Origin of the sequence: Rhizobium sp. BK181 (assembly GCF_014193305.1) — a bacterium.
Classification (GTDB): Bacteria; Pseudomonadota; Alphaproteobacteria; order Rhizobiales; family Rhizobiaceae; genus Rhizobium.
The window spans coordinates 237,327-261,507 of sequence record NZ_JACHZA010000005.1; the positions used below are offsets into that span (position 1 = coordinate 237,327).

The following is a 24,181-nucleotide window of genomic DNA, read 5'->3' on the forward strand; positions in this document are numbered from 1 at the left end:
TCTTTGGCATCACGACGGCAATATGGTGGCCGAGGCATTTCCATCAAAATCAGCGGGTTAGACGGGCCCTGGCGAAACCGGCGGCGAGCAACGCCGTAATTCCGCCCGCGATTGCGCCGAGACGTTGACTTCCGGGCCGTTCTCGGCTCTCACAATAGCGAACTTGATCTTCTGACCGGGGTTGAAATGACGAAGCCGATCGTCGCCGTTCCTGCCGATATCCGCACCTTCGACGGTGCGACGTGGCATGCCGTCCAGCATCAATATGTGCGCGCGGCACTCAATGCCGCCGGCGTCATGGCCTTCATCATTCCGGCCTTCGAGGAAGGCTACGGAACGGACGCGATTCTGGACCGGGTCGACGGCCTCCTTGTCTCCGGTTCGGCCAGCAACGTCCACCCGTCTTACTACGGCGCAACCGCGACCGATGCCGACGGCCCCTTCGATATCGCGCGTGATGCCACCACCCTGCCCCTGATCCGCCGTGCCATCGACCGGGCCATTCCGCTGCTCGCAATCTGCCGCGGCATTCAGGAACTCAACGTCGCCTTGGGCGGCACGCTTGCCAGCGAAATCCAGGACCAGCCCGGCATATGGGATCACCGCACCCCGGCCGAGGTTGACCGTGACGGCAAGTACGCGATCCGCCAGAGCGTCTTCGTCAAGGAAGGGTCCTGCATCGCGGGCATTGTCGGTCCGGGCGAAATCAGGGTGAATTCGTTGCATCGCCAGGCCATCGCTAAGACGGCCCCACGCCTGCAGGCGGAAGCAGTGGCCGAAGACGGGACGATCGAAGCGGTCTCCGTGATCGATGCGCCGGCTTTTGCGGTCGGTGTTCAATGGCATCCGGAATACTGGGCCGAGACCGACAAGCCATCGAACCAGATCTTCACGGCCTTCGGCGACGCCGTCAGGGACTATGCGGCAAGCAAGCTACTGAGGGAAAGACACCTGCCCGCCTGACCGCCTGACCGCCTGACCGCCGGCCAATCGGTCGCTTCTAGCGGCGCATCGCCCATCGCAATCCTACAGTCACGGCTAGGCCCAGAAGCGGCCATATGGCCCAGAATACGCCGTGCCATGACAACAGATTGATCATGACAATGCCGATGCCGACAACCGCGAATCCGGCTATACGCCGGTCAAAACGGTTCTGGCTGCGGACCCACCCCATGGCGACCACAAAGGCAAGGGCAAGAAGCGGCCACGCTGCCCAGAACACGCCCTGCCACGACAGCAGGTTGATTAGCAACAGAGCGATGGCGACAACCGCGAACACGCCAGCCATCTTCCGCACCCTGGGGTCAGACAAGCGGACCGGCTCGGACGCTGCGACCGCCGGCGACGGACCGGCCGCCGGAGCTGGTCCGGCAGATGGTTCTACTCCGATCCGAACGGCATAGCTTGGCACAGCCTCGCTGACGTTCTTTACCGTCAGCGCTCCTAGAAAATCGAAGCCGACGGCGACCTTGTTGCGAACCTGATCATAGACGGTATTGGAAATCACGATGCCGCCGGCCGGTGCTGAAGCCTGAAGCCTAGCGGCGATATTGACGCCGTCGCCGTAGATATCGTCGCCCTCGGCGAGGACATCGCCGAGATTGATGCCGATCCTGTAGAGCATCCGCCCGTCCGCCGGCCGAGCTGCGTTCATGCCGACGAGTTCGTTTTGGACGTCGATTGCGGCGCGTACGGCCTCCACGACGCTCGGGAATTCGGCAATCAGCCCGTCGCCCCAGGTATTGATCACCCGGCCGCCATGCGCGCCGATCAGTCGCGACATCGCATCGCGCGACCACTTCAGCATGGCAAGCGTGCCCTCTTCGTCGGCACCCATCAGTCGCGTGTAATCCTGGACATCCGCAGAGAAGATGGTCGTCAGCTTGCGCCGCATTTCGTTCATGATGTCTCGCCTTTACCCAATCAACGCAAGGCCGTCCGAGAAGCGAAATGAATATGCGCGATTGTGATTGATGTAAATTGACGCGACCGAACGTTGCCGAAAAACCTCTCATGCACGCCCTGCTGACCGCGACATTCTGCCGCAGGCCGATGATCGCGGAACAGCTGTCCCGATGGAGCGTTTCTATCAGTTAGATCGGGTATTACCGGCATTCCGCTGGCGCTCCCGAGTGGGAGGAAAATCATGAAAACGCTGTTGCTCTCAATGGCCGTGTTGGCCACGAGTGCCCTCTCGGCATTTGCCGCCGAACCGGCCAAGATGGTCGATACGAAGATGGGCAAGATCCTGGCAACCGAAAAGGGCATGACCCTCTATACCTTCGACAAGGATGCCAAGGACAAGTCAAACTGCGACAAGGCCTGCCTGAAGAAATGGCCAGCCTTCCATGCCGCGGCCAAGGCCAAGGCGGAAGGCGACTGGACGTTGGTCAAGGCAGCGGACGGCAAGGAAATGTGGGCCTATGAAGGCAAGCCGCTCTACATGTTTGTCGACGACAAGATGGAAGGCGACATGAAGGGCGATGGCATGGGCGGCGTCTGGCATGTTGCCAAATAGCTGAGTCGCCTATCCCGACGGGCGCGCCTTCGCGCGCCCGCTGGCGAGCTACGCCTTCACCGGAGTCTCTGGTACGGGTGTCAGCGGCTTGCCCTTCCCGAACCACTCGACGAGGTTGTCGACAACCAGATTCGCCATGGCATTCCGTGTCGGCACCGAGCCCGACGCGAGGTGCGGCAGAAGCACCGCGTTCGGCAGATCGAGCAGCTGAGTAGGGACATTCGGCTCGTCGTAGAAAACATCGAGCCCGGCGGCACCGATGGTTCCGGACTTCAGCGCCTGAGCAAGTGCATCCTCGTCGACTGTCCAGCCGCGCCCTATGTTGATGAAGACGCCGTCAGGTCCAAGTGCGGACAGGATTTCCGCATTTATGGTCTTATGGGTCTGTGGTGTCTTCGGGACGATGGAGATCAGCGTATCGACGGCCTCGGCGAGATCCTTCAGCGACGGATAATAGCCGTACGGCGCATCGGGATGACGCGTGCGCGTGTGATAGCTGATCTTGACCTTGAACGGCTCCAGGCGCTTGGCAATTTCCTGGCCGATCCGCCCAAGGCCGTAGATTCCGACATGCCGCCCCTTCAGGGAGAAACGTGACAGCGGATAGTTCTGCCCTGGCAGCCAGTTGCCGGCACGCAGCCAGTTTTCCGCACGCGGAAACTCGCGGATCGTGTTGAGCAACAACCCGATCGCCGTATCGGCGACCTCGTCGTTCAGCACGTCGGGCGTGTTGGTGACGATGATGCCCTTGGTCGCGGCATGCTTGGCATCGACGCCATCGTAACCGACGCCGAAGCTGGAGATCAGTTCCACACTCGGAAGACTGTCGATTGCAGCCGCATCGAACGTGCCCGAGACGGCGACGCCGCGAATGCGCCCCGCGGCCGCCGCGTCGAGCGTCGTCGGATCGGCTTCGATGACCTCAAAGCCCTCCTTCAGGCGCTTCAGGACGCGTTCGTGTATCTTCCCGGGAACGAGAACAGCGATGCGGGACATGGCATTTCCTCTTGGCTTGCCTAGGGGCGCGGGCGATGGGGGCTGGTCGACTGGCGGATGCGCATCTCCGGCTTGATGAGATGGAGCCCGTCAGGCTCGTGGCTGCCGGCCAGACGATCGAGAAGCGCGCGAGCCGCAAGGCGTCCGACTTCGGCCTGGCCATTCCATACCGTCGTCAGCGCCGGCATTGAGATCGACGCTTCCTCGAGGTCGTCGTAGCCGGTGACCGAGATATCCTTGCCCGGGACGAGACCGGCGCGGGCAATGCCGTTCATCAGTCCGATCGCGACGAGGTCGTTCCAGCAGACGGCAGCCGTCGGCTTCTGCGGCAACGACAGGAAGTGCACCGCCGCTTCGAAGCCGCCCTGCATCGAGCGCGGGCCGGGGATGCGCAAGCCAGGGTCGACATCTATGCCGGCCTTGCGTAGCGCGTTGACGTAACCCTGGTAACGATCGCGTCCCGTAGAGGTCTGGTCGGTGCCGCCGATCATCGCGATCGAGCTGTGGCCCAGCCCGATCAGGTGATTGGTCGCGAGTGAAATGCCGTAGCTGTCGTCGCCGCGGTACGTCGGAAGGTCCAAGCCGTCCAGCGAACGGGCAACCAGGATCGCCGGCATGCCATTGTCTTCGGCAAGCTGCATGTCCTCCTGCGGCGTGCCGATCGCCGGCGACATGATGACGCCATCGCCACCGAGCTGCAGCAATGTCTCGATGAAGGTGCGCTGCTTTTCGACCGAGTCGTAGTGATTGGACAGGATGAAAGTATGGCGGCTGCGATCGAGCTCGCTTTCGATCGCCTTCAGGATCTCGCCGTAGAACGGGTTCATGATGTCGTGCACAACGACACCGATGATGCCTGAGCGAGACGTGCGCAGGCTGGCGGCGCGGCGGTTGTAGATATAGCCGAGCGCCCGCGCCTGTTCCTTGATTTTGTCTCGGGTGGCGCCAGCCACCAGCGGGCTGTCACGTAAGGCAAGAGATACGGTTGCTGTTGAAATGCCGAGCGTTTCGGCGATCGTCGAAAGCTTGATCTTTTGTGCCACGTGTCCTCCCCAGGCAACGCGCGGATTTCTATGCGCTCAGCCGACGGAGCGGCCGAGCCTTATTAAAATGTTTAATTAAAAGATTAAACGCAGCGAGGCAATTCGTAATTTCACAAATTTGTCAGATTTCCTCAGGCTCGTCGAACGGGATCGCGGCCGACTGCAGATTGGCATCGATGGCCTTCAAGAGACGGACCAGATTGCGGATTTCCTTCTCGGAAAATTCCTGGGTCGCCATGTGGTCGCAGGCCGACGCTGCCGTTTCGATTGCCTGTACGCTGCCGCGACCAAGCTCGGTGAGGTAGACCTTGGTCAGGCGGGCATCTTCTGCGTCCGGCTTGCGCTCGAGGAAGCCTTGCGCCTCCATGCGTCCGATCGTACGGGTCATGGTCGGCGCCTTGACGCCGAGCTTGTGGGCCAGCCCGCCAGCCGTCATCCCGTCGCTTTCAGCCAGGGAAAGGATCACGCCGTCTTGACCCGCATAAAGGCCGCTTTCGAGGAGATTGCGTGAAAGGACGGTTCGCATCGATCGTGCTGCCTGCGTCAAAGCCGGCGAAAGATCCACGACGGTATATTCAGTCTGGTCCTTCTTCTTGGACTTCTGCTTCTTTCCGTCCTTGTGCTTCTTCCCCATCGCCATCCCTTTGACTTTGCTGCGTTGCGCACCCCTTACGTGTGGGGAGCAGGAACATTCATGATCACCTCCCCCAAATCGATTTCGATTTAAGGGGTTATGCGCTAAGCATTGAGAACGCTGCACAATGACATTGCGCATCATTTCGTCATAAACAAGAGGTCTTAGCCGGATGACGGAGCCTTCTCGCGACTTCGCGGATAACGATACGAACCTGACGCCCGCGGACCGCCGTCAATGGATCGCCGTTCTGCCGCTTGGCGCGCATGAACAGCATGGTCCGCATCTGCCTTTCGATACCGACACCCTGATCGCGAGGGGCATCGTTGCCCGGCTCAAAGCCGCACTTCCGGCCGCCTTGCCGGCGACGTTTCTGCCCACGGAAGAGGTCGGCTACTCGATCGAGCATATGGACGTGAAGGGCACACAAACGCTGCGATATGGCGAGGCAATCGAACGCTGGCTTGGCATTGCCGAGAGACTCTCGGAGATGGGTATTCGCAAGTTCGTGATGCTGAATGCCCATGGCGGCAACTCACCACTGATGACGATCGTCGCGACAGAGGCGCGGGTCCGGTTCGATATGCTTGCCGTCGCCACCAGTTGGACGCGCTTCGGCGTTCCCGCCGGCGTCATCTCGCCCGAGGCAAAGGCGATCGATATCCACGGCGGCGACATAGAAACGTCGGTGATGCTGGCGCTTCATCCTGACAAGGTCGACATGAGCAAGGCCCGGGATTTTCCCTCCCGTCAGTCCGATTTTGCCGCCCGCTTCAAGCATCTGCGTGCCTACGGCCCGCACGCCTTCGGGTGGAAGATCTCGGATCTCAGTGCATCGGGTGTGGCGGGCAACGCATCGCTGGCGACAGCGGAAAAGGGCGAGGCGCTGATTGTGCATTCCGTAACAGGGCTGGTCGAACTGCTCGAGGATGTCGACGCATTCGACCCGGCAGAGCTTCATTGAGGCGGCCGCCGTCACGATGTGATCTTATAACATACAAAACCCTTTGAACTGCCGCCCGCAACTCCTTATATGAAGCCAACGAATTTTCAGCCCCGCCCCCGGGCGTGCCATCTCTCGAGGTTCTTATGACCGACGCGATCCCCACCCAGCAGAAGCCAATTCCCGTTACCGTCCTCACCGGCTACCTCGGTGCCGGCAAGACGACCTTGCTCAACCGCATCCTGTCGGAGAACCACGGCAAGAAATATGCGGTCATCGTCAACGAGTTCGGCGAGATCGGCATCGACAACGACCTCATCGTCGAATCCGACGAAGAAATCTACGAAATGAACAACGGCTGTGTCTGTTGCACCGTGCGCGGCGACCTGATCCGCGTCGTCGAAGGCCTGATGCGCCGCCCCGGCCGTTTCGACGGCATCATCGTTGAAACCACGGGCCTTGCCGATCCGGTGCCGGTCGCGCAGACCTTCTTCATGGATGACGATGTCCGCGCCAAGACGGAACTCGATGCCGTTGTCGCCCTTGTAGACGCCAAGCACCTGCCGCTACGCCTGAAGGACAGCCGCGAAGCCGAAGACCAGATCGCCTTTGCCGATGTCGTGCTGATCAACAAGACGGACCTCGTGACGCCGGAAGAGCTGGCGCAGATCGAGGACGTCGTCCACGCCATCAACCCGTCGGCCCGCGTCTACAAGACCAGTCGTTCGGGCGTCGATCTGGCGCGCGTTCTCGATCAGGGCGCCTTCAACCTGGAGCGCGCGCTGGAAAATGATCCGCACTTCCTCGATCATGACCACGACGATCACGTCTGCGGCCCGGATTGCGATCACGACCACCACCATCATCACCATGCGCATGATCACGATCACGACCATGACCATCATCACCACGATCACGACCACCATCACCATGGCGCCGTGTCGCCGATCCACGATGTAACGGTGCAGTCGGTGTCGCTGCGCGGCGGCGAAATGAACCCCGAACGCTTCTTCCCCTGGGTCCAGAAGATCACCCAGACGCAGGGCCCGAACATCCTGCGCCTCAAGGGCATCATCGCCTTCAAGGACGACCCGGAGCGCTATGTCATTCAGGGCGTCCACATGATCGTTGAAGGCGATCATCAGCGTCCGTGGAAGGATGGCGAGAAGCACGAAACCCGCCTCGTCTTCATCGGCCGCGAACTCGACCGCGAAAAGCTCGAGGCTTCCTTCAAGGCGTGCGAGGCGGCAGCCTGATGCCGACAGTTGCCCCGTTTGATCTCGACGGCCATATCCTGGCCGTCGAATTTTTAGGTGACACCCCCTTCTTCGCCAATGCCGCTGGCACCTTTCACCGCCTCGACGGCGGCGAGAAGGTGACCGAAGCCCATCAGGGCATGCTGAGCTGCATCCGCGACCCCTATAGCGAAAGCCTGATTTCCGGCGGCGAAGACGGCAAGGTGCTGCGCATCACGGCCGACGCCAACGTCACAGAACTCGCCAATGCGCCGCGCAAGTGGATTTCCCAGCTTGCCGCCGGCCCGCAGGGCTCCGTCGCCTACTCCTACGGCAAGAGCGCCTTCGTCCGCCTCGCCGATGGTACGACCAAGGAATTTACCGAAGAACGCACCGTCGAAGGCCTCGCCTTTGCGCCGAAGGGCATGCGCATTGCCGCGGCGCGCTATAACGGCGTATCGCTGCATTGGGTCGGCACCGCTGCCAAGCCCGTCGACCTCGAATGGAAGGGTGCTCATACCGGCGTCACCTTCTCGCCTGACGGCAACTTCCTCGTCACCACGATGCAGGAAAACGCGCTGCACGGCTGGAAGCTCGACAGCAAGGCCGGCGCCGAGGCCCGCCACATGCGCATGACCGGCTACCCCTCCAAGGTGAAGTCGCTCTCCTGGTCGGCGAAGGGCAAGTGGCTTGCCTCCTCGGGTGCACCGGCCGCCATCGTCTGGCCCTTCCAGGGCAAGGACGGCCCGATGGGCAAGGCGCCGCTCGAGCTTGGCACCCGCGCCAACATCATGGCGACGTCGGTCAAGTTCCATCCCGTGGAGGACATCCTCGCAATCGGCTTCATCGACGGCATGATCCTCGCCGTACGTCTCAACGACAGCAAGGAAGCGCTGCTGCGGCGCCCCGGCAAGGGCGCCATCACCTCGATGAGCTGGAGCAAGAACGGAAAGCTGCTGGCCTTCGCCTCCGAAGCCGGCGATTGCGGCGTCGTCGACATCGCGGCCTAGCCGCCATGCGCCGCGGGATGCAGCAGCCCGACGTTATCCGGCTTGAGGCCAAACATATGCGAGACGCCGCAATGCTGCGTCGTCTCGCGCTTTGGGAGCGGCTCCCCTGGTTGTCGGATGTTCATACCCCGGAAGAAGACGAGGCTTACTGGCGCACGCAGCTTTTCCCCAACCGCACGATACTCGGCGCCATCTCGGATCAACGGCTCGTCGGAGTTATCGCGTATGGCGAAAATGAAATCGAGCAGCTCTATGTCCTCCCCGAGTTCCAGGCCAGGGGTATAGGCAGCATGTTGCTTCACCGCGCTCAGCAAGAGATGGACGAAATAGAACTCTGGACGTTTCAGAAGAACACTGATGCCCGACGTTTCTACGAGCGCCACGGTTTTGTGGCCGTGGAAGAGACGGACGGCACTGGCAACGAGGAGCGGGAGCCTGATGTTCTGTATCACTGGCGCCGCCCGCCGTCATTGAGTGACCAACTGAAGTCTTCGGACACTTAGCCCGTATCCGACTTTCGCTGATCAGCTTTGGCGGCTGGCAATGATAATCTCGGCCAATACACCATGCAGGGCATCGCGATAGCCGGTGCGCGCGGATGGGCCGGTTTCCTCCGATGTCATAACAACAGTCATCCCGAGCGAGGGGACGATATAAAGCATCTGGCCGCCATAGCCCCAAGCGAAATGGACCTCTTCCCCGCCGATCCGGCGTGAGAACCAGCCATAGCCGTAGTCGTCGCCAGAGAAGCGCGAATTGGCACGATGCTGCCAGGACTGGGCGATCCAGTCCGCCGGAACGACCTGCGTCCCGTTCGCCGTCCTGCCACCATTGCGGTAGAGTTCCCCGAAGGCCAACAGCGAGCGCGCTGTCATCGCCATCTGGTTGCCGCCGAGATAGATGCCTTGCGGGTCCCGTTCCCAGGCGCCGATCCGAAAACCGTCGACGGGTCCCAGCCATTCGCGGGCGATCGCCAGCGTCGACTTCCCGCTGACCTTCGTCAGGATCGCCGAGAGGAGGTGCGTGGAGGCAGTCGAGTAAAGCATCTGACCGCCAGGCTCGTCGTCGAAAGGCTGCGCAAGCGCGAACCGCACCCAATTCTGCGAGGCAACCCAGCGGCCGTAGTTGGGACCGGAGAGCCGCCCAAGCCCCGCCTGCATGGAAAGCAGGTTGCCAATCGTGATCTGGTTGAGACGCGGATCGGGATCGGCAGGCAGGTCGGCCTTCAAGATGGGAGCGATCGGCTGGTCAGGGCCCTCGAGCAGCTTCTTCTCGATCGCAATGCCGACGAGGCTTGAAATGATCGATTTCGACGCGGACTTGATGTTGACGGACTCGGTCGTCGTGTGGCCGCGATATCCTTGCTCCGCCACGATCCGCCCGTCTCTAGCGACGATCACGGCCTTCAGTGGCTTGAGATCCGTGCGGGACGACAAATTCTCCAGGAGAGCTGCCATCCGGCCGTTTTCCTGCTGCGCGAAGGCAGCAAACGGCGACAGCAGGACAAAAACGAGAAGAGCGAGGCGTGTAATCATTCCGCTGAGCTAGCGTAGCCACACTCCAAAATCATCGCCCGCGCGATGCGCCTCACGCGGACGTGAAGGTTTATGATCGGTGGGCGTTCACTGATGCACGCAAGTGCGGCTGATCGACGACCGTTTCGGCGCCTTTCTGTACTTGGCGATCATGCCGCTCGGACATTTCTTATCGTCATAAAGCACCGCTTGGCCCGGCTCCAGCGACTCCAAGGTCGGCTTCGATGTGACCGTCCGGATCGCGGCGCTTGCCGGCGCGGAGCTGCCCGCGACGAGGAGCAACGAAGTGAACATCAGAACCAAGATTGAACGTCCCATTTGCACACCCTCAAGTTCAACATTGCTAATTTACTATCTTACCGAAAGAAGGCCGGCACAACGAAGCCGAAAGGCGTAAGCCGGCATTTGCGCAGGCAGCCCAAGACGCCGCGCGGAGCAGTGCTTCGCGACGGCTTTGCCGGATGGGAGGCGGGCAGGCGATTGGAGTGATGGAGTGCAAATGTCAGGCTGCATCGCCTGCCCGATAGCGTCAGGCTTTCAGCACCTCGAGATCGGCAGGAGCGTCTCCCGACCCCAATTCCCCCGATGGATCTTCCACCCTGACGGCTTCAGACCCAGCCTTGGCAACCGTCATCGGGCGCCGAAATATGAACGGAAAGCGGACCGGTTCATGAACCCGGCTCCCTGCCCGATGACGAGGAGATCATAGAGCGACCCGGCGTCAGCGAGGAAAACTTCTGCCGAAACTTTCATCTATATGCTTGAAATTATTGCACATTGATGAGAACAAACCGGGAATTTCATCCCCTTCGGGGCGAAACTCAGGTGTTGCTAAAATATCATTAATTTTTGCTCTCACAGTTTTTTGTTCATCTGGCGTTCAGAAAACTCTTGGGAAAGCCGCCTTTTGAGCCCACATTGAACTCCTGAGAATAGGAGTGCATGAATGATTCTAAGGGCCACTGCCGCAGCGACTGTATTCGCGGTTTATGCTTTCACGATGTTCTTCATCGCCGCTATACCTGAAAATGTCGTTCAGACTGCCGGAACTCAAATCATCGACGCAAGCGTCGTGAAATGATTGAAGCCTGAGGGGGCAAGCAGTCGTAAAAGTTTAGGCTACGCGTTCGCCGGCTCTTCCGGCGCCTCTAAACTCGATTTCCAAAAAGCAGGAAACAAAAAAAGCCTCTCCCTGATGGGGAGAGGCTCCACCGATCACGCCGCCCTGCGGACCGGGGCGCTTGTCAGCATCCGTCCCGAGGGGACGATCATGCCGGCCGCGCCGTCAAGCCAGCCCTCGATGAGCTGCAGCGCAAGGAAGCGCGAGCGTTCGAAAGGACCCGGCATGACGAGATGTTGAGCCTTTTCGGCAAAGAAGCCGAAACGCTCGTAGTAAGGGGCATCGCCGACGAGCAGGATGGCGCCGTGCCCACGGTTCTTGGCTTCCAGAATGGCGGCGCGCATCAGTGCCGAACCGACGCCCTTGCCCTCGAAGGTGGAATCGACGGCCAGCGGCCCAAGCAACAGCGCATTGATCGGCGTCGCATCGGCATTAACGCCGGCCTCGATATTCCATAGACGGACAGTGCCGATGACATGGTTGTCGCGATCGCGCGCGACAAGTGCCAGGCCTTCGGCCGGCAGGCGGCCGCGGCGAATCTTCTCCGACGACTTCTTGCGGCGGTTCGGGCCCATGGCGCGATCGAGCAGGTTTTCGCGCGCGACGACATCGCCGGGGTTTTCGGCGTCGATGGCGAAGACAGAAGGCGCAAAATATGCGCGGACAGAATCAAGAACAGCGGCCATCGTGGCCTCCCGAACTCAAAACCGTTTCAAACGGTATCGTCAGATCATTGTGAGGGTGCCGCCCCGGCTGGCTACGGGGCGAGCGTGGTCTTTATTGGCACATAAGCCTATCCCGGATCTGCGATCCGAGGGTCATGTGCTAGATAATGTAGGCCTTCAGCGGCTCGAAGCCGTTGAACGCGACCGCCGAATAGGTGGTCGTGTAGGCGCCGGTGCCTTCGATCAGGATCTCGTCGCCGATCGAAAGGGTGAGCGGCAGCGGGTAGAGATTCTTCTCATAAAGCACGTCGGCAGAGTCGCAGGTCGGGCCGGCGATGACGCAGGGCTCCATTTCGTCGCCGTCGCGCTCAGTGCGGATCGGGTAACGAATGGCTTCGTCCATCGTTTCGGCCAGACCGCCGAACTTGCCGATGTCGAGGAACACCCAGCGAGCGGCGTCGTTGTCGGACTTCTTCGAGATCAGCACGACTTCCGTCTTGATGACGCCGGCGTTGCCGACCATGCCGCGGCCCGGCTCGATGATCGTCTTCGGCAGGTTGTTGCCGAAGTGGTCACGAAGGCTCTGGTAGATCGCACGACCGTAAGCTTCTGCCGACGGAACGTCGCGCAGATACTTGGTCGGGAAGCCGCCGCCCATGTTGACCATCTGCAGGTGGATGCCCTGCTTGGCCAGCTGAACGAAGACGCGCTTGGCATCGGCAAGAGCCGAATCCCAGGCATCGACCTTGGTCATCTGCGAACCGACGTGGAACGACACACCGTAGGACTCGAGGCCCAGCTGATGCGCGTAGACGAGAACGTCGACGGCCATCTGCGGCACGCAGCCGAACTTGCGCGACAGTGGCCATTCGGCACCTTCGCCATCGGTGAGAACGCGGCAGAACACGCGGGCGCCGGGAGCGGCACGCGAGATCTTCTCCACTTCCTCGTGGCTATCGACCGCAAAGAGGCTGACGCCGAGCGCATGCGCGCGGGCAACGTCGCGTTCCTTCTTGATCGTGTTGCCGTAGGAGATACGGGCAGCGGTCGCACCGGCGTTCAGCGCCATTTCGATTTCGGCGACGGACGCGCAATCGAAGTTGGAGCCCATGTCGGCGAGCAGCTTCAGGACTTCAGGAGCCGGGTTTGCCTTGACGGCGTAGTAGATCGCGCTATCCGGCATGGCGTGACGGAAAGCGGAGAAATTGTCGCGCACGACGTCGAGGTCGACCACGAGGCAGGGACCGTCGGGACGTCGGGTTGCGAGAAAGTCGCGGATGCGCTGAGTGGTCATATCAATCCCTTTTCCAATTCCAGAGCTCCGGAAAAAACCGGAGGACAAAGGGCAACCAATCACTCGCCTAGGAACCAGCCGGTGGAGACCCCGGAACCTTAGCAAGCGCTTGGATTGCGCAGATGATGAATCAACGCCGCGTAAGCGACATGGATCCGGCTTTGTCTGCCATGGATTGGAGGGGGTTCCCTACCGCACTTCCGGCAATGAAGGTGTGCCTCTTCAGTAACCCCCACTGATGGAAAGCAGGGAGAGAACAAAAAGGCCCGCACCGTCGTTGCTTCAGGCGTCCTCGCATTTTCCGGTTGGCCGGAATAGCGACTGGAGGGGTTAATTCCAGGTACCTTACCGATTTCCTCACCAATTCGAGGGTTCGGCGGACACCCATGGGCACGTGCGACTTTGGGCTGACCCCGAAATAGGAATATTCGCAGTCATAATCAAGCGGTTTTTTCGCATCTACCGGCAGAAAATATTTGAACAATACACCGCAATTTGTTCAACGTGGCGAAACGGCCCGCAACTGACTGATTTGAATGGCGGTTCGGCGCTTTTTTGGGGGAGACCACCATGGACACGCTCACTCGCATCCGCGCCTTCATCGACGTCGTTGAAGCGGAAGGCTTTTCGGCCGCCGCGCGGCGCACTGGCCGTTCCAAGGCGCTGCTCTCCAAATATGTCCGCGAACTTGAAGACGAACTCGGCGCCCTGCTGCTCAATCGCACGACCCGCCAATTCTCCATGACGGAGGCTGGCCACACCTACTATCGCACCGCTTCCGACATCCTGAAGGAGATCGACAACCTCGCCGATCTCGTGCGCGAGAACAACGCGCAGCTGAAGGGCCGGCTGAAGGTCTCCGTGCCTCGCACCTTCGTCGACGCCGATGTCGGCCAGTCGCTGATCGATTTCGCCAGGGAAAATCCCGATCTCGCGCTGGAGATTGCCGCCGACGACCGATTCGTCGATCTTATCGAGGAAGGCTTCGACGTCGCCATCCGCGTGACCAAGCTCGAGGATTCCGGCATGATCGCCCGCAAGATCTCGGATTTCCGGGTCCATCTCTGCGCGACAACCGATTTCGTGGAACGTCATCCCGAACTCGCCCACCCCTCGGACCTCTCGAACGTCCCCTTCATCATCGACACGAACTCGCGCAGCCAGGGTAGCATTCGCTTCTACAATCCCGACAACACCTCCTTCGCTGTTGCCGTCACCGGCCCGATGGAAGTCAACAGCCCGCATGCAACGCTACGCGCGGCGCTGGCGGGTATCGGCGTTGCGTTGATTCCCGATTTCATCGCCCGCAAACCGATCGAGAATGGCGAACTGGTCACGCTCTTCAACGATTACATTCCGACCGATCGCGGCATTTATGCCGTCTATCCGCACCGGCGGTATCTGCCGGCCAAGGTGCGCATCTTCGTCGACTATCTTCACAATTGGTTCAAGAAGCACCCCTGAGCTTTGCTGTCCGGGGCCGGTCCCAATTCCGTCCCATTTTCTGGCGAGGATTCAGGGCGCAACGCGATCCCGCAACTAAGAGCACGCATGAAGAAATCGACACTCCTGATGGCGTCGCTCCTGTCGCTTCTGCCAGCCGCCGCCTTTGCGCACCCGCATGTGTTCGTTGAGGCAAGGCTCGAAATAGTCGCTGACGACGATGGCAATGTCGCGGAGCTGCGCAACGTCTGGCGTTTCGACGAGGTCTTCTCGTCCTCCGTCGTCATGGATTTCGACAAGAATACAGACCTGAAGCTCGATCCGAACGAGCTCGCCGAGGTCGGCAAGACGGTGCGGGACTCCCTAGTCGACTACGACTACTACATGAACCTCACGATGGACGGTAAGAACATCAAGGTCGAGAAGCCCGACTTGATCCATGTGGATTACAAGCAGGGCCAGCTCCTGATGTTCTTCGCCGTCAAGCCGGCGGAGAAGATGCCGCTCAAGGGACAGCTGACCTTCGGCGTCTATGATCCGACGCTCTACACCTCGATCGACTTTCCGAGCGACAACGAACTGGTCCTCGTCGGCGATGGCTTCAAAAGCTGCAAGCACCAGGTCGTCCGCCCTGATGCTGACCAAGTGATCGCCGAAAACAAGCAATCCTTGACCGACGCCTTCTTCAACGACCCGACGGGGACGAACATGTCGAAGCTCTTCGCGACGCGGCTGGATCTGACATGCTGAGGCACGGGCTTCGCCCGGTTGCGCTCTGCGCCGCATTGGTGCTCGTCGCGGGCATGGCCGTTGCCCATGCACAGTCGCCGCTCGGCATCGGCACGTCAGAGCCGAGCTTCCAGCCGACAGGCGGCCCGCTCGCTCCCCTCCTCCTCTACATTAATGCGCAGCAGCAGGCCTTCTATCGTGCACTGACGGGCGCGCTGCGCGCCATGCGTGAGGATTCCTGGCATCTCTGGACACTGATCGGCCTCTCGTTTGCTTATGGCGTCTTCCATGCCGCTGGCCCGGGACACGGCAAGGCGGTCATTTCGTCCTACATGATCGCCAACGAAATCGAGCTGAAACGCGGCGTGTCGATCTCCTTCGTCTCCGCCTTCCTGCAGGGACTGGTCGCAATCGTCCTGGTCGGCGGCGCATGGCTGGTGCTTCGTGGCACTGGAATAACCCTGACTGCAGCAACGCAGGCGATGGAAATCGCCAGCTTCGTCATGATCATCCTCTTCGGCTGCTGGCTGCTGTTTCGCAAGCTGCGGGTGCTTACCGCCGGCATGCCGAACCGCGAGGCCATGGCAACCTCTTCCGGTCCCGTCAGCATGATGCTGGACTGGAAGGATAATGAAGCGCAGACGCAGGGCTCGAGCTACGCCTTCGGCGAAGCCGACGCGCTTAGGGCCGGCCACAAATTCATCGCGGGAATGGCCTGCGAGACCTGCGGGCAATCGCACGTGCCCGATCCATCGCTGCTCGGGGGAGAGAAGTTCAATATCCGTGAAGCCTGGTCAGCCATCATTGCGGTCGGCCTGCGCCCCTGCTCGGGCGCGCTTCTGGTGATGACCTTCTCGCTTCTGAATGGGCTCTATCTCGGCGGCGTGCTGTCAGTGATCGCCATGTCGCTCGGCACTGCGATAACGGTCGCGATCCTGGCAACGCTTGCCGTCACCGCCAAGGGCACGGCGATGCGGCTTGCCGGCCGCGGCTCGGCGGCTTCGGTATGGATTGGGAATTCGATCGAAATTCTGGGCGCCCTGCTGGTGATTGCCATGGGCGCGCTGCTGCTCGGCGCCTCGCTACAAGGCTAGTCGAACGGCTGCAGCGCTACTTGCCGCGCCGGCGCTGATAGCGTGCTCTCAGCCAGAACACGACGAAGAAGGCCAGGATCAGGCAGGCGCCGACACCGGCCGCAAGATACGGCGAGTAGCTGCCCAGTGCGAGCACGATGGCCGGCATGAAATAGAGCACGATGCCGGCGGTCACGAGAATGATGGCCGCCGCAATTGCCTGCGAACGGCCTTCCGATTTCGGAGCCGTCATACGGCTGTTTCCTTGCTGATCTCAGCACGAATATCCTCCAGCCGGCTCCTCTGCTTGCCATCCGCGTCAAAATTGTTGGGAGACAGCCATGCTTCGAATGCCGCGTTCAGGGCGGGCCACTCGGAATCAATCATCGAAAACCACGCCGTATCGCGGTTGCGGCCCTTGGAAATCATGTGCTGGCGGAACACGCCTTCGAAGGTGAAGCCATAGCGGGCTGCCGTTGTCTTGCTCGCCTCGTTCAGATTATCGCATTTCCACTCATAGCGCCGGTAGCCAAGCTCCTCGAAGATATGCTTGGCCATCAGATAGTGGACTTCCGTGGAGAGCGGCGAGCGCTTCATATCAGCGCCGTGCGCAACACCGCCCACTTCGATCACGCCGTTGGCTGGATCGGCCCGCATGTAGTTTGCCATGCCGACGATCTTGCCGGAGGCATTGTCGCGGAAGATATGCGTCAGCCAACCCGATTTGGCGACCGACTGCAGCCAGTTGGAGAAATCTTCCATACCGGTAAAATCGGGCTGCGCGAAATAGCGCAGCAGGGGATTGATAGCCATGCCGCCGAGCCCATCCCACAACGCTTGCAGATGTTGTTCGCGAACATAGGGCTCAACCGTGACGAAACGGCCCTTGAGGGTTACCGGCTGCGGTGCCGGGCAACCCTTGAAATTCGATAGATCGCGCATGCGCTCCTCCAGATAAGGACACATGGCTTAGGCCAGCCGCCCGGGAAAGGCAACTGGCCGATTGGTACCCTTACAAACTGATCTTGGCGGATGACACCGTTGCCTCGATGTGATCGACAAGCGCATCGGGAAGGCCGAGACGACCGGCCAGCAGATCGAGATAGCCACGCTCGGCGCGCGAATCCGGTTCAATGGTCAGGCGCGACGCGGTGTAGAGTTCCACGCGCTGCTCCTCGGTCGCCGCGGCTGCAACCAGCGCATCGATGTCGGTCGGCTGCGACAGCTCCCGTTCGATGAAGGCGGCAGCTTCGCCACTGACATCGGCAGCCTTGATCTTGTCGAGAATGAGCGCCCGTTCACCATCGTCGATATGACCATCGGCCTTGGCCGCAGCGATCATCGCGCGGATGAGAACGAGGACGAACTCGTTGCTTTGAGCCGGTGAAGCCGCCCCGAACCCGGAGTCAGCGGGCGGCGGCAGGACGGCCGTCTTTGGAGGCGGCGCATCGGATGGCGTTGCGGGCGCCTGCCCTGCCTGGTAATTTCTGTAGGCCTGATAGCCGAGGCCGGCGATGGCGGCCAAACCACCGATCGTCAGTGCATTGCCAGCGATACTGCGACCAGTCTTGGTTCCGAGGAGCACGGTCGCAAGCGCGCCTGCCTTCCACGGATTATCCTTGGCCATCTGGATCGCGTCGCCGGCCCGGTCCTTGACGGAACCGCCGACCCCTGGCACCTGCGAACCCAAGAACTGCTCAAGAAGCTTTTTCGCGTCGAACATTCCTCATCATCTCCCTGTCTAGAGGCCAGAGGGGAGATAGGTATTGGCGCTCGAAATACAAATGCAGGCGGAGCCTCCGCCTGCATCATGCGCGAGTTTCCCGCGAAATCAGGCCTTCAGGGCAGCTGCTTCAGACGCAAGCTTGGTGATGCCGGCCCAATCGCCAGCGGCGACCAGTTCCTTCGGCGCAACCCAGGAGCCACCGACGCAGATGACGTTCGGCAGAGACAGGTAATCCCTTGCATTCTTCAACGAGATACCGCCCGTCGGGCAGAAGACGGTGCCTGCTAGCGGCGAGGACAGCGCCTTGAGATAAGCCGCGCCACCAGCCTGTTCTGCCGGGAAGAACTTCAGAACCTGATAGCCTTCCTCGCGCAGCGCCATGACTTCGCTTGCGGTCGCAGCACCCGGCAGCAGCGGAACCGACGACTTGCGCGCAGCGTCGAGCAATTCCTGTGTTGCACCCGGGCTGACGACGAACTTGGAGCCAGCGGCAACCGCCGCATCCCAGTGGGCGGCATTGAGGATGGTGCCAGCCCCGACCTCGGCGCCTTCGACCTCGTCGGCAACGGCACGAACAGCATCGAGCGCAGAGGGCGTGCGCATGGTGATCTCGATTGCCTTCAAACCGCCTGCGACAAGAGCGCGCGCGAGCGAAACGGCGGACTTGACGTCATCGACAATCAGGACCGGAACAACAGGCTGGAGTTTCAGGATGGAAAGGAGCTTTTCTGTCTTTTCGCCCATGGCCGCGTGATCCTTTTGAAACGATTGAATTCGGGATCGGAATAACCCCAAGGGTAAGCTTTGTCGAGCCGAAACACATCTTTGGAATACTATGGGTACCCATGGGGGTAAAATTAGGCTAGCGTAATAAAATCGTCACACAAGGTTCACCGGAAATGGCGAAAGAAATCGAGCGGAAGTTTCTGGTGCACGGCGATGCCTGGCGCGCTGGAGCTGAGACAAAATCCGTTTTCAAGCAAGGCTATATTGCCTCGATGGACGACCGCTCGGTACGCGTGCGCGTACTCGACAATGTGAAGGCGAGACTGACCGTAAAGATCGGCCGGAGCACGCTGACCCGCGAGGAATTCGAATACGACATCCCCGTCGCCGACGCCGAGCAACTCCTCGACGACGCGATAGGCATCGTCATCGAAAAAACACGGTATCGCGTACCCCATGGCGGTTTCGTTTGGGAGGTTGACGTGTTCGCCGGGCAGTACCGTGGCTTGGTGATCGCCGAAGTGGAGATGCGCTCGGAGAGCGACAATCCTTCGCTGCCTTCATGGGTCGGCCGCGAGGTCACAGGCGATTTCCGTTACTCAAACCAAGCGCTTGCCACGGAATACGAGCACGATCGGCATGCCCTTTCGCATACGGCCTGACCACAGTTTCACGGCAGAGTTCAGGAAGGCGGCTGGCGGCCAGCTGTCTCACGCGATCCGTGCACTTGAAGAAAGGCCGGAGGGTAAGCACGAGGCGGTCCATGCCTTTCGCAAAAAACTGAAGCGCGTGCGTTCCCTTTATCGCTTGGTGGCCAGCGAAGTGCCGGCGTTTCGGGAGAGCGAGAACGTCCGACTTCGTGATCTCGCAATGTCGCTTTCCGCTATCCGGGACGCGACCGCGCTGATCGAGACCGTCGGCTACCTGAAGACAACCGCCCGCAACACGGCAGAGGCGAAGGCGCTTGGCCGCATCGTCGCAGCCCTCGAAAACCGGCGCGACCATATGGCCGAAGCCGAGGCCGACATTGATCAAAAACTCGCCGAGGCACCGGGCGTGCTGAGGGACGCCATCGCAGCTGTTGAAGAGGTCCACTTCAACGGCGGTCCGCGCAGGAATGCACGGCTTGTCGCCAAGGGCTGGCGCGACACGACATCGAAGGCGCGGAAGGCCATCGAGCATTGCCATGCCGAAGCCTCGGCGGAAACCTTTCACACATTGCGCAAGCGGGCGCAGGACTGCCGGGCCTACCAGCGGCTGCTTCGACCGCTCTGGCCTGCGGCAATGAAGGCGAAATACGAGGTGACGACCGGCCTGATCGATCTGCTCGGCCATATCCATGACCTCGATGTGCTCTGCGCACTGGTGGAGGCCGAACCGCAACATTTTCCGAATGCCGACGACCTCGCGCGACTGCTCGACGCGATCATCTTCCGCCAGCAGGAGGACCGACGCGCGGCACTTGAGCGGGCAGAAGACGTCTTCGGCGATGATCCGCAGGAGGAAGCGGACCGGATCGAATTGCTCTGGCGCGCGCAGGTGAGCTGAATCGCCCCAATTGCGCAAAAACCCGGAAAGCTGTATTTGCAGCCGCATGACAGACACGCTGACACAACCGACGTCTGCGACGAGCCCCTTCCTCGTTGCGGCTCTCTACCATTTCGTTTCGGTCCCGCGCTTCGAGAGCCTGCGCGAGCCGCTTCAGACGCTTTGCGAGGAAAACGGCGTGAAGGGCACGCTGCTTCTGGCGCACGAGGGGATCAACGGCACGATCGCCGGCCCGGATGCGGGCATAAAGACGGTGCTGGCGTTTCTGCGTGCCCAGCCGGAATTCGCCGCGCTCGAGCACAAGGAAAGCCGTGCATCGAAGATGCCCTTCCTGCGCATGAAGGTGAAGCTCAAGAAAGAGATCGTCACCATGGGCGTCGAGAACATCGACCCCAACAAGGTGGTCGGCACCTACGTCACGCCGCAGGACTGGAATGCGCTGATCTCCGATCCTGATACGATCGTCATTGACACCCGCAATGACTACGAAACGGCAATCGGAATCTTCCGCGGAGCCGTCGATCCGAACACGAAAACCTTCCGCGAGTTCCCGGACTGGGTGCGCAACAACAGCGGCCTGCACAACAAGCCGAAGATCGCCATGTACTGCACCGGCGGCATCCGTTGCGAGAAGGCAACCGCTTTCATGAAGGAGCAGGGCTTCGAGGAGGTTTACCACCTCAAGGGTGGCATACTGAAATACCTCGAGGAAGTCCCGCAGGAAGAGAGCCTCTGGGACGGCGCCTGCTTCGTCTTCGACGAGCGCGTGTCGGTCGAGCATGGCCTGAAGGAGGGCGAGCACAAGCTCTGCCACGCCTGCCGCAATCCGATCACGGCCGAGGAGATTACCTCACCGCAATACGAGGAAGGTGTGTCCTGCAGCAACTGCTACCACACGCGCAGCGAGGACGACCGTCTGCGCTATCGCCAGCGGCAGCATCAGATTGCGCTCGCCAAGAAGCGTGGCCAGAAGCACATCGGCACTTAACTTGCCTTAGGCGGCGTTGGTGCGGCGGGTTGTGACCTTCGCCGCGCGAACGTGCATCAGCCGTTCAGTGATCTGCTCTGCGGGCATCGGTCGACCGAAGAAATAGCCCTGCAGCGTATCGCAGCCGAAGAGCCGCACCGCGATGCCCTGCTCCTCGGTCTCGATGCCTTCCGCCGTGACCGGAATGTCGAGCGAGCGGGCAAGCGCCACGGTCGCCTGCAGCATTTCGCGCTGGCTCTCGCTTTCGAGGATGTTCATGACCAGCGAGCGATCGATCTTGATGCGATCGAAGCCGAACTGCCTGAGATAACCGATGGACGAGAAACCCGAGCCGAAATCGTCGAGCGCAACCTTGACCCCCAGCGTCTTCAGCCGCTCGATTGCCTGCCGGGTGCGCTGCGGGTTCTGGATCATGTAGCCTTCGGTGACTTCGAGCGTCACGCGTTTGGCCTCGATCTCCGTCTGCTTCAACACGTATCGGACATAGTCGGCGAAAGCCGGGTTTCGGAATTGCCCCGGCGAGACGTTGACCGAGATACGCAGCTCCGGCCACTGCTTGGCGGTTTCGCAAGCCTTGCGCAAAACAAAAAGACCCAGCGCCTCGATCAGCCCGCTGGTTTCCGCGATGGGGATGAAGACCTCGGGTGAAACCGGGCCGTGGCCTGGGCGATTCCACCGCACCAGCGCCTCGACGCCCGTCATTTCATGGGTCGCGGCGTCGATCAGCGGCTGGTAGGCGATCTGCAGGTCGCCGCCTTCGATCGCCATCCGCAAATCGAGTTCCAGAGCGTTGCGCTCCGCGCGGTCCGCATCCATTGCCGGATCGTAAAGCGTCATGCGCGCGCGGCCGGCTTCCTTGGCCTTGTACATGGCAAGGTCGGCGCGACGAACCAGTTCCTCGCGGTCGATCGCGCCGCCTTCCGACATGGCGATGCCGATGCTCGCGCCGATGACAACGACACGCCGGCCGATCTCCAGGGGCTCGGCCAGGAAGTCCAGGATCTGCTCGGAAAGCTGCAGAGCAACCGCATGCTCACTTTCGGAGACAAAAGCGATGGCGAACTCGTCGCCACCGATGCGGGCCAGAACAGCGCCCTCCGGGATAAGCACGTTGAGACCGGCGGCAACCGCGCGGATCAGCTGGTCGCCAGTCCCGTGACCATACGCGTCGTTGACTTCCTTGAAGCCGTCGAGATCGAGGTAAAGGATGAGCACATTGCGGCGGGTATCGGCTGCTTCTGCGACGAAGGCGTCGATCGCCGTTCCAAGCCCGTCGCGGTTCATCAAACCGCTCAACCTGTCACGATTGGCTTCCTCGCGGGCATTGATTTCCTCCGCCTTGAGGCGTCGCAGCGCCAGCCAGCCGATGATGAGGAGGACGATGAAGAACAGGCCGACGAGCCCGACCGCCTTCACGACCATCGGACGAACCTCGCCATAGCCGATATCGCCGGGCGCTCGCGACACCCAGACCAGCTTGCCGAGAGCAACCGATTGCGCGTCGGTGATCGTCACGGAATAAGGAGTTTCGAATTCCGGAGCGACCAGCTTCAACCCGCCAATAACGTAGGTCGCACCAAGCTCCGTAACCTTGTCGGCGTTCAGATGCCTGGCGAAGATGAGATAGCGATGCTTTCCTGCCGGAATATCGAGCGCACCCGATTTCTCGCGCACCAGCGCCACGCCAACGACGGCGATCCCGGCTTTCGTACTGACAAAACCCGTCGCCTCCGGGTTGTCCTGCGGGGCCGCAGCCTTCACCTTGTCGAACAGCGTCCAGAGCGAAGAGGAGAAGAAATCATTCAGCGCGCCGTTCATTGGCTTGCCTTCCTGATAGGCCATGATCGGCTTCTTCTCGTCATCGATCACGATCGCCATGTCGAACAGCGAGCTGTTGACCGACATCTCACCGTAGTTGCTGATCGTCCAAGCCATGCCATCGGCGGCATAGACGTTAACGGCAGCGTCATCCCAGGCTGCGTAGTCGTTGAGCGTCGCGCCCAGCTGCATCTCGAAGGTTTTCAGCGCGCCGGACATCGTTTCGCTTGAGCGCTCGTCGTCCAACACATTCGAACGGTCCGCGACGCGTTGAAGCGCGCTTAGCACGAGTAGGGTGACGATCGCGACGACTATGGCGAAGGAAAAGAGCACGCCAGCAACGGTCGCATGACGACCGAAGCCTAAACCTCTTCTGCTTCCCCCAAGAATAGCCCGCATTCACTGCTCCCCGATTGAGGAAGTCTGCCAGCCAAGGGCTCAAGAAACGGTTAAAGATCGATGTAACGATTAATCATCCGCCTTCCAGCGTGATGAACACAGAAACGCAGAATATGTTTAAATATTTCAAATACTTGTCTGACGCGATCAGATCTTTGGGATATTGATTGCAGCACAGAATTTTACAAGTGCTGATACGAGGGGACCGCTTATGGTGCTTTCGGCCAAGGCGGCTGCCAGCGCGCCGTCCGATTTTCCGAGCAACGGAAGCCGCAAAAAGGCGCCGTCGACGAGGGCGAACGACATCGTCCTCAGCACTTCGGTCAACTGTTCTAGCGCGAAATCGCCGCGATGCGAGGCATGCGCGATCATCACAGGCTTGAATGGCACTTCGTCACGGGACACGAGCCAATCGAGCGCGTTCTTCAATCCGCCCGGCAGGCCATGGGCATATTCCGGACAGGCGACGATGATGCCGTCGGCCGCCCGGATCTTGGCTGCGAACGTTTCAACGATCGCTGGCGTGTTTTCGCCCTCGCGGTCGGGGCTGAAGATCGGCAGTTCGCCGATCAGATCCGAGATCTCGATCGCGACACCTGCTGGTGCGTTGTCGCGGAGGGCTTCGAGCAGCCGGCGGTTGGTCGAAGCCTTTCGCTGGCTGCCGCAGATCGCATAGAGGACGAGCGGCTTTTCCATGCGCTTGGGTTTAAGCCACGGCGCCGATTCGCGCCATGTGCC

Annotated in this window: 26 protein-coding genes; 12 read left to right on the forward strand and 14 right to left on the reverse strand. The window is 60.7% G+C overall.

The features are described from left to right. The first annotated feature begins 186 nt into the window (after positions 1-186). Positions 187-963 (forward strand): gamma-glutamyl-gamma-aminobutyrate hydrolase family protein, encoded by a 777-nt coding sequence (locus FHT77_RS15525; protein WP_183755851.1) that lies wholly within the window; start codon positions 187-189, stop codon positions 961-963. Positions 964-1,000: 37 nt separating this feature from the next. Here FHT77_RS15525 and FHT77_RS15530 read toward each other — a convergent pair whose 3' ends face one another. Further along, the gene (locus FHT77_RS15530) at positions 1,001-1,903 is read right to left on the reverse strand and encodes an adenylate/guanylate cyclase domain-containing protein (RefSeq protein WP_183755852.1); all 903 of its coding nucleotides are present in this window, start codon (positions 1,901-1,903) and stop codon (positions 1,001-1,003) included. A 243-nt stretch (positions 1,904-2,146) separates the two neighbouring features. On the opposite strand from FHT77_RS15530, the gene FHT77_RS15535 reads away from it, so the two are divergent. After that, positions 2,147-2,518, forward strand: coding sequence for a hypothetical protein (locus FHT77_RS15535; RefSeq protein WP_016557031.1), 372 nt, complete (start codon positions 2,147-2,149; stop codon positions 2,516-2,518). A 48-nt stretch (positions 2,519-2,566) separates the two neighbouring features. Here FHT77_RS15535 and FHT77_RS15540 read toward each other — a convergent pair whose 3' ends face one another. The 3 genes from FHT77_RS15540 to FHT77_RS15550 form a co-directional block, all read right to left on the reverse strand. Next, complete coding sequence (locus FHT77_RS15540) at positions 2,567-3,514, reverse strand: 2-hydroxyacid dehydrogenase (RefSeq protein WP_183755853.1); 948 nt, start codon at positions 3,512-3,514, stop codon at positions 2,567-2,569. A gap of 20 nt (positions 3,515-3,534) precedes the next feature. Next, entirely contained in the window at positions 3,535-4,557 is a 1,023-nt protein-coding gene (locus tag FHT77_RS15545; protein WP_016557029.1) for a LacI family DNA-binding transcriptional regulator, read from the reverse strand. Positions 4,558-4,678: 121 nt separating this feature from the next. Beyond that, positions 4,679-5,191: a MarR family winged helix-turn-helix transcriptional regulator gene (locus FHT77_RS15550; protein WP_183755854.1), complete on the reverse strand. Its 513-nt coding sequence runs from the start codon at positions 5,189-5,191 to the stop codon at positions 4,679-4,681. Positions 5,192-5,363: 172 nt separating this feature from the next. Between FHT77_RS15550 and FHT77_RS15555 the strand changes: the two genes are divergently transcribed. The 4 genes from FHT77_RS15555 (at position 5,364) to FHT77_RS15570 (ending at position 8,882) form a co-directional block, all read left to right on the forward strand. Beyond that, positions 5,364-6,155, forward strand: coding sequence for a creatininase family protein (locus tag FHT77_RS15555; RefSeq protein ID WP_183755855.1), 792 nt, complete (start codon positions 5,364-5,366; stop codon positions 6,153-6,155). A 125-nt stretch (positions 6,156-6,280) separates the two neighbouring features. Next, positions 6,281-7,390, forward strand: coding sequence for a CobW family GTP-binding protein (locus tag FHT77_RS15560; protein WP_183755856.1), 1,110 nt, complete (start codon positions 6,281-6,283; stop codon positions 7,388-7,390). Further along, positions 7,390-8,379 carry a WD40 repeat domain-containing protein gene (locus FHT77_RS15565; RefSeq protein ID WP_183755857.1) on the forward strand — a complete coding sequence of 330 codons (990 nt, stop codon included), beginning with the start codon at positions 7,390-7,392 and terminating at the stop codon, positions 8,377-8,379. Before FHT77_RS15560 ends, FHT77_RS15565 begins: the two co-directional genes overlap by 1 nt. 5 nt (positions 8,380-8,384) lie before the next feature. Further along, on the forward strand, positions 8,385-8,882 hold the full coding sequence (locus FHT77_RS15570; protein WP_183755858.1) for a GNAT family N-acetyltransferase: 498 nt from the start codon (positions 8,385-8,387) through the stop codon (positions 8,880-8,882). A 21-nt stretch (positions 8,883-8,903) separates the two neighbouring features. On the opposite strand, the gene FHT77_RS15575 is transcribed toward FHT77_RS15570, so the two are convergent. The 4 genes from FHT77_RS15575 to odc2 all read right to left on the reverse strand — a co-directional run bounded on the left by FHT77_RS15575 (position 8,904) and on the right by odc2 (position 12,993). Continuing rightward, the gene (locus FHT77_RS15575; protein ID WP_183755859.1) at positions 8,904-9,914 is read right to left on the reverse strand and encodes a serine hydrolase; all 1,011 of its coding nucleotides are present in this window, start codon (positions 9,912-9,914) and stop codon (positions 8,904-8,906) included. 87 nt (positions 9,915-10,001) lie between these two features. Next, on the reverse strand, positions 10,002-10,232 hold the full coding sequence (locus tag FHT77_RS32050; RefSeq protein ID WP_312859751.1) for a DUF6719 family protein: 231 nt from the start codon (positions 10,230-10,232) through the stop codon (positions 10,002-10,004). Positions 10,233-11,129: 897 nt separating this feature from the next. Continuing rightward, the gene (locus tag FHT77_RS15580) at positions 11,130-11,720 is read right to left on the reverse strand and encodes a GNAT family N-acetyltransferase (protein WP_183755860.1); all 591 of its coding nucleotides are present in this window, start codon (positions 11,718-11,720) and stop codon (positions 11,130-11,132) included. A gap of 139 nt (positions 11,721-11,859) precedes the next feature. Further along, positions 11,860-12,993, reverse strand: a complete 1,134-nt coding sequence (gene odc2, locus FHT77_RS15585; protein WP_065694722.1) for an ornithine/lysine decarboxylase — start codon at positions 12,991-12,993, stop codon at positions 11,860-11,862. A 570-nt stretch (positions 12,994-13,563) separates the two neighbouring features. Here odc2 and FHT77_RS15590 point away from each other — a divergent pair. The 3 genes from FHT77_RS15590 to FHT77_RS15600 all read left to right on the forward strand — a co-directional run bounded on the left by FHT77_RS15590 (position 13,564) and on the right by FHT77_RS15600 (position 16,259). Further along, positions 13,564-14,457, forward strand: a complete 894-nt coding sequence (locus tag FHT77_RS15590) for a LysR family transcriptional regulator (protein WP_183755861.1) — start codon at positions 13,564-13,566, stop codon at positions 14,455-14,457. Between the two features lie 87 nt (positions 14,458-14,544). Then, on the forward strand, positions 14,545-15,186 hold the full coding sequence (locus FHT77_RS15595) for a DUF1007 family protein (RefSeq protein WP_183755862.1): 642 nt from the start codon (positions 14,545-14,547) through the stop codon (positions 15,184-15,186). A 53-nt stretch (positions 15,187-15,239) separates the two neighbouring features. After that, complete coding sequence (locus tag FHT77_RS15600) at positions 15,240-16,259, forward strand: nickel/cobalt transporter (protein WP_246719870.1); 1,020 nt, start codon at positions 15,240-15,242, stop codon at positions 16,257-16,259. A gap of 16 nt (positions 16,260-16,275) precedes the next feature. On the opposite strand, the gene FHT77_RS15605 is transcribed toward FHT77_RS15600, so the two are convergent. The 4 genes from FHT77_RS15605 to FHT77_RS15620 form a co-directional block, all read right to left on the reverse strand. Further along, the gene (locus FHT77_RS15605) at positions 16,276-16,491 is read right to left on the reverse strand and encodes a hypothetical protein (protein ID WP_183755864.1); all 216 of its coding nucleotides are present in this window, start codon (positions 16,489-16,491) and stop codon (positions 16,276-16,278) included. Continuing rightward, positions 16,488-17,180, reverse strand: coding sequence for a GNAT family N-acetyltransferase (locus FHT77_RS15610; RefSeq protein WP_183755865.1), 693 nt, complete (start codon positions 17,178-17,180; stop codon positions 16,488-16,490). The genes FHT77_RS15605 and FHT77_RS15610 overlap by 4 nt, the downstream gene beginning before the upstream one ends. A gap of 70 nt (positions 17,181-17,250) precedes the next feature. Then, on the reverse strand, positions 17,251-17,961 hold the full coding sequence (locus FHT77_RS15615) for a tellurite resistance TerB family protein (RefSeq protein WP_183755866.1): 711 nt from the start codon (positions 17,959-17,961) through the stop codon (positions 17,251-17,253). 108 nt (positions 17,962-18,069) lie between these two features. After that, entirely contained in the window at positions 18,070-18,708 is a 639-nt protein-coding gene (locus tag FHT77_RS15620) for a 2-dehydro-3-deoxy-phosphogluconate aldolase (RefSeq protein ID WP_183755867.1), read from the reverse strand. Between the two features lie 155 nt (positions 18,709-18,863). On the opposite strand from FHT77_RS15620, the gene FHT77_RS15625 reads away from it, so the two are divergent. The 3 genes from FHT77_RS15625 to FHT77_RS15635 are packed head-to-tail and all read left to right on the forward strand — an operon-like array spanning position 18,864 to position 21,226. After that, positions 18,864-19,352 carry a CYTH domain-containing protein gene (locus FHT77_RS15625; protein WP_183755868.1) on the forward strand — a complete coding sequence of 163 codons (489 nt, stop codon included), beginning with the start codon at positions 18,864-18,866 and terminating at the stop codon, positions 19,350-19,352. Next, positions 19,330-20,238: a CHAD domain-containing protein gene (locus FHT77_RS15630; RefSeq protein ID WP_183755869.1), complete on the forward strand. Its 909-nt coding sequence runs from the start codon at positions 19,330-19,332 to the stop codon at positions 20,236-20,238. The genes FHT77_RS15625 and FHT77_RS15630 overlap by 23 nt, the downstream gene beginning before the upstream one ends. A gap of 46 nt (positions 20,239-20,284) precedes the next feature. Beyond that, positions 20,285-21,226, forward strand: a complete 942-nt coding sequence (locus FHT77_RS15635; protein WP_183755870.1) for a rhodanese-related sulfurtransferase — start codon at positions 20,285-20,287, stop codon at positions 21,224-21,226. Between the two features lie 6 nt (positions 21,227-21,232). Here FHT77_RS15635 and FHT77_RS15640 read toward each other — a convergent pair whose 3' ends face one another. Together FHT77_RS15640 and FHT77_RS15645 are read right to left on the reverse strand one after the other, a co-directional pair. Continuing rightward, entirely contained in the window at positions 21,233-23,443 is a 2,211-nt protein-coding gene (locus FHT77_RS15640) for an EAL domain-containing protein (RefSeq protein WP_183755871.1), read from the reverse strand. A 147-nt stretch (positions 23,444-23,590) separates the two neighbouring features. Continuing rightward, positions 23,591-24,139, reverse strand: a complete 549-nt coding sequence (locus FHT77_RS15645) for an NADPH-dependent FMN reductase (RefSeq protein WP_183755872.1) — start codon at positions 24,137-24,139, stop codon at positions 23,591-23,593. Between the last annotated feature and the right edge of the window lie 42 nt (positions 24,140-24,181).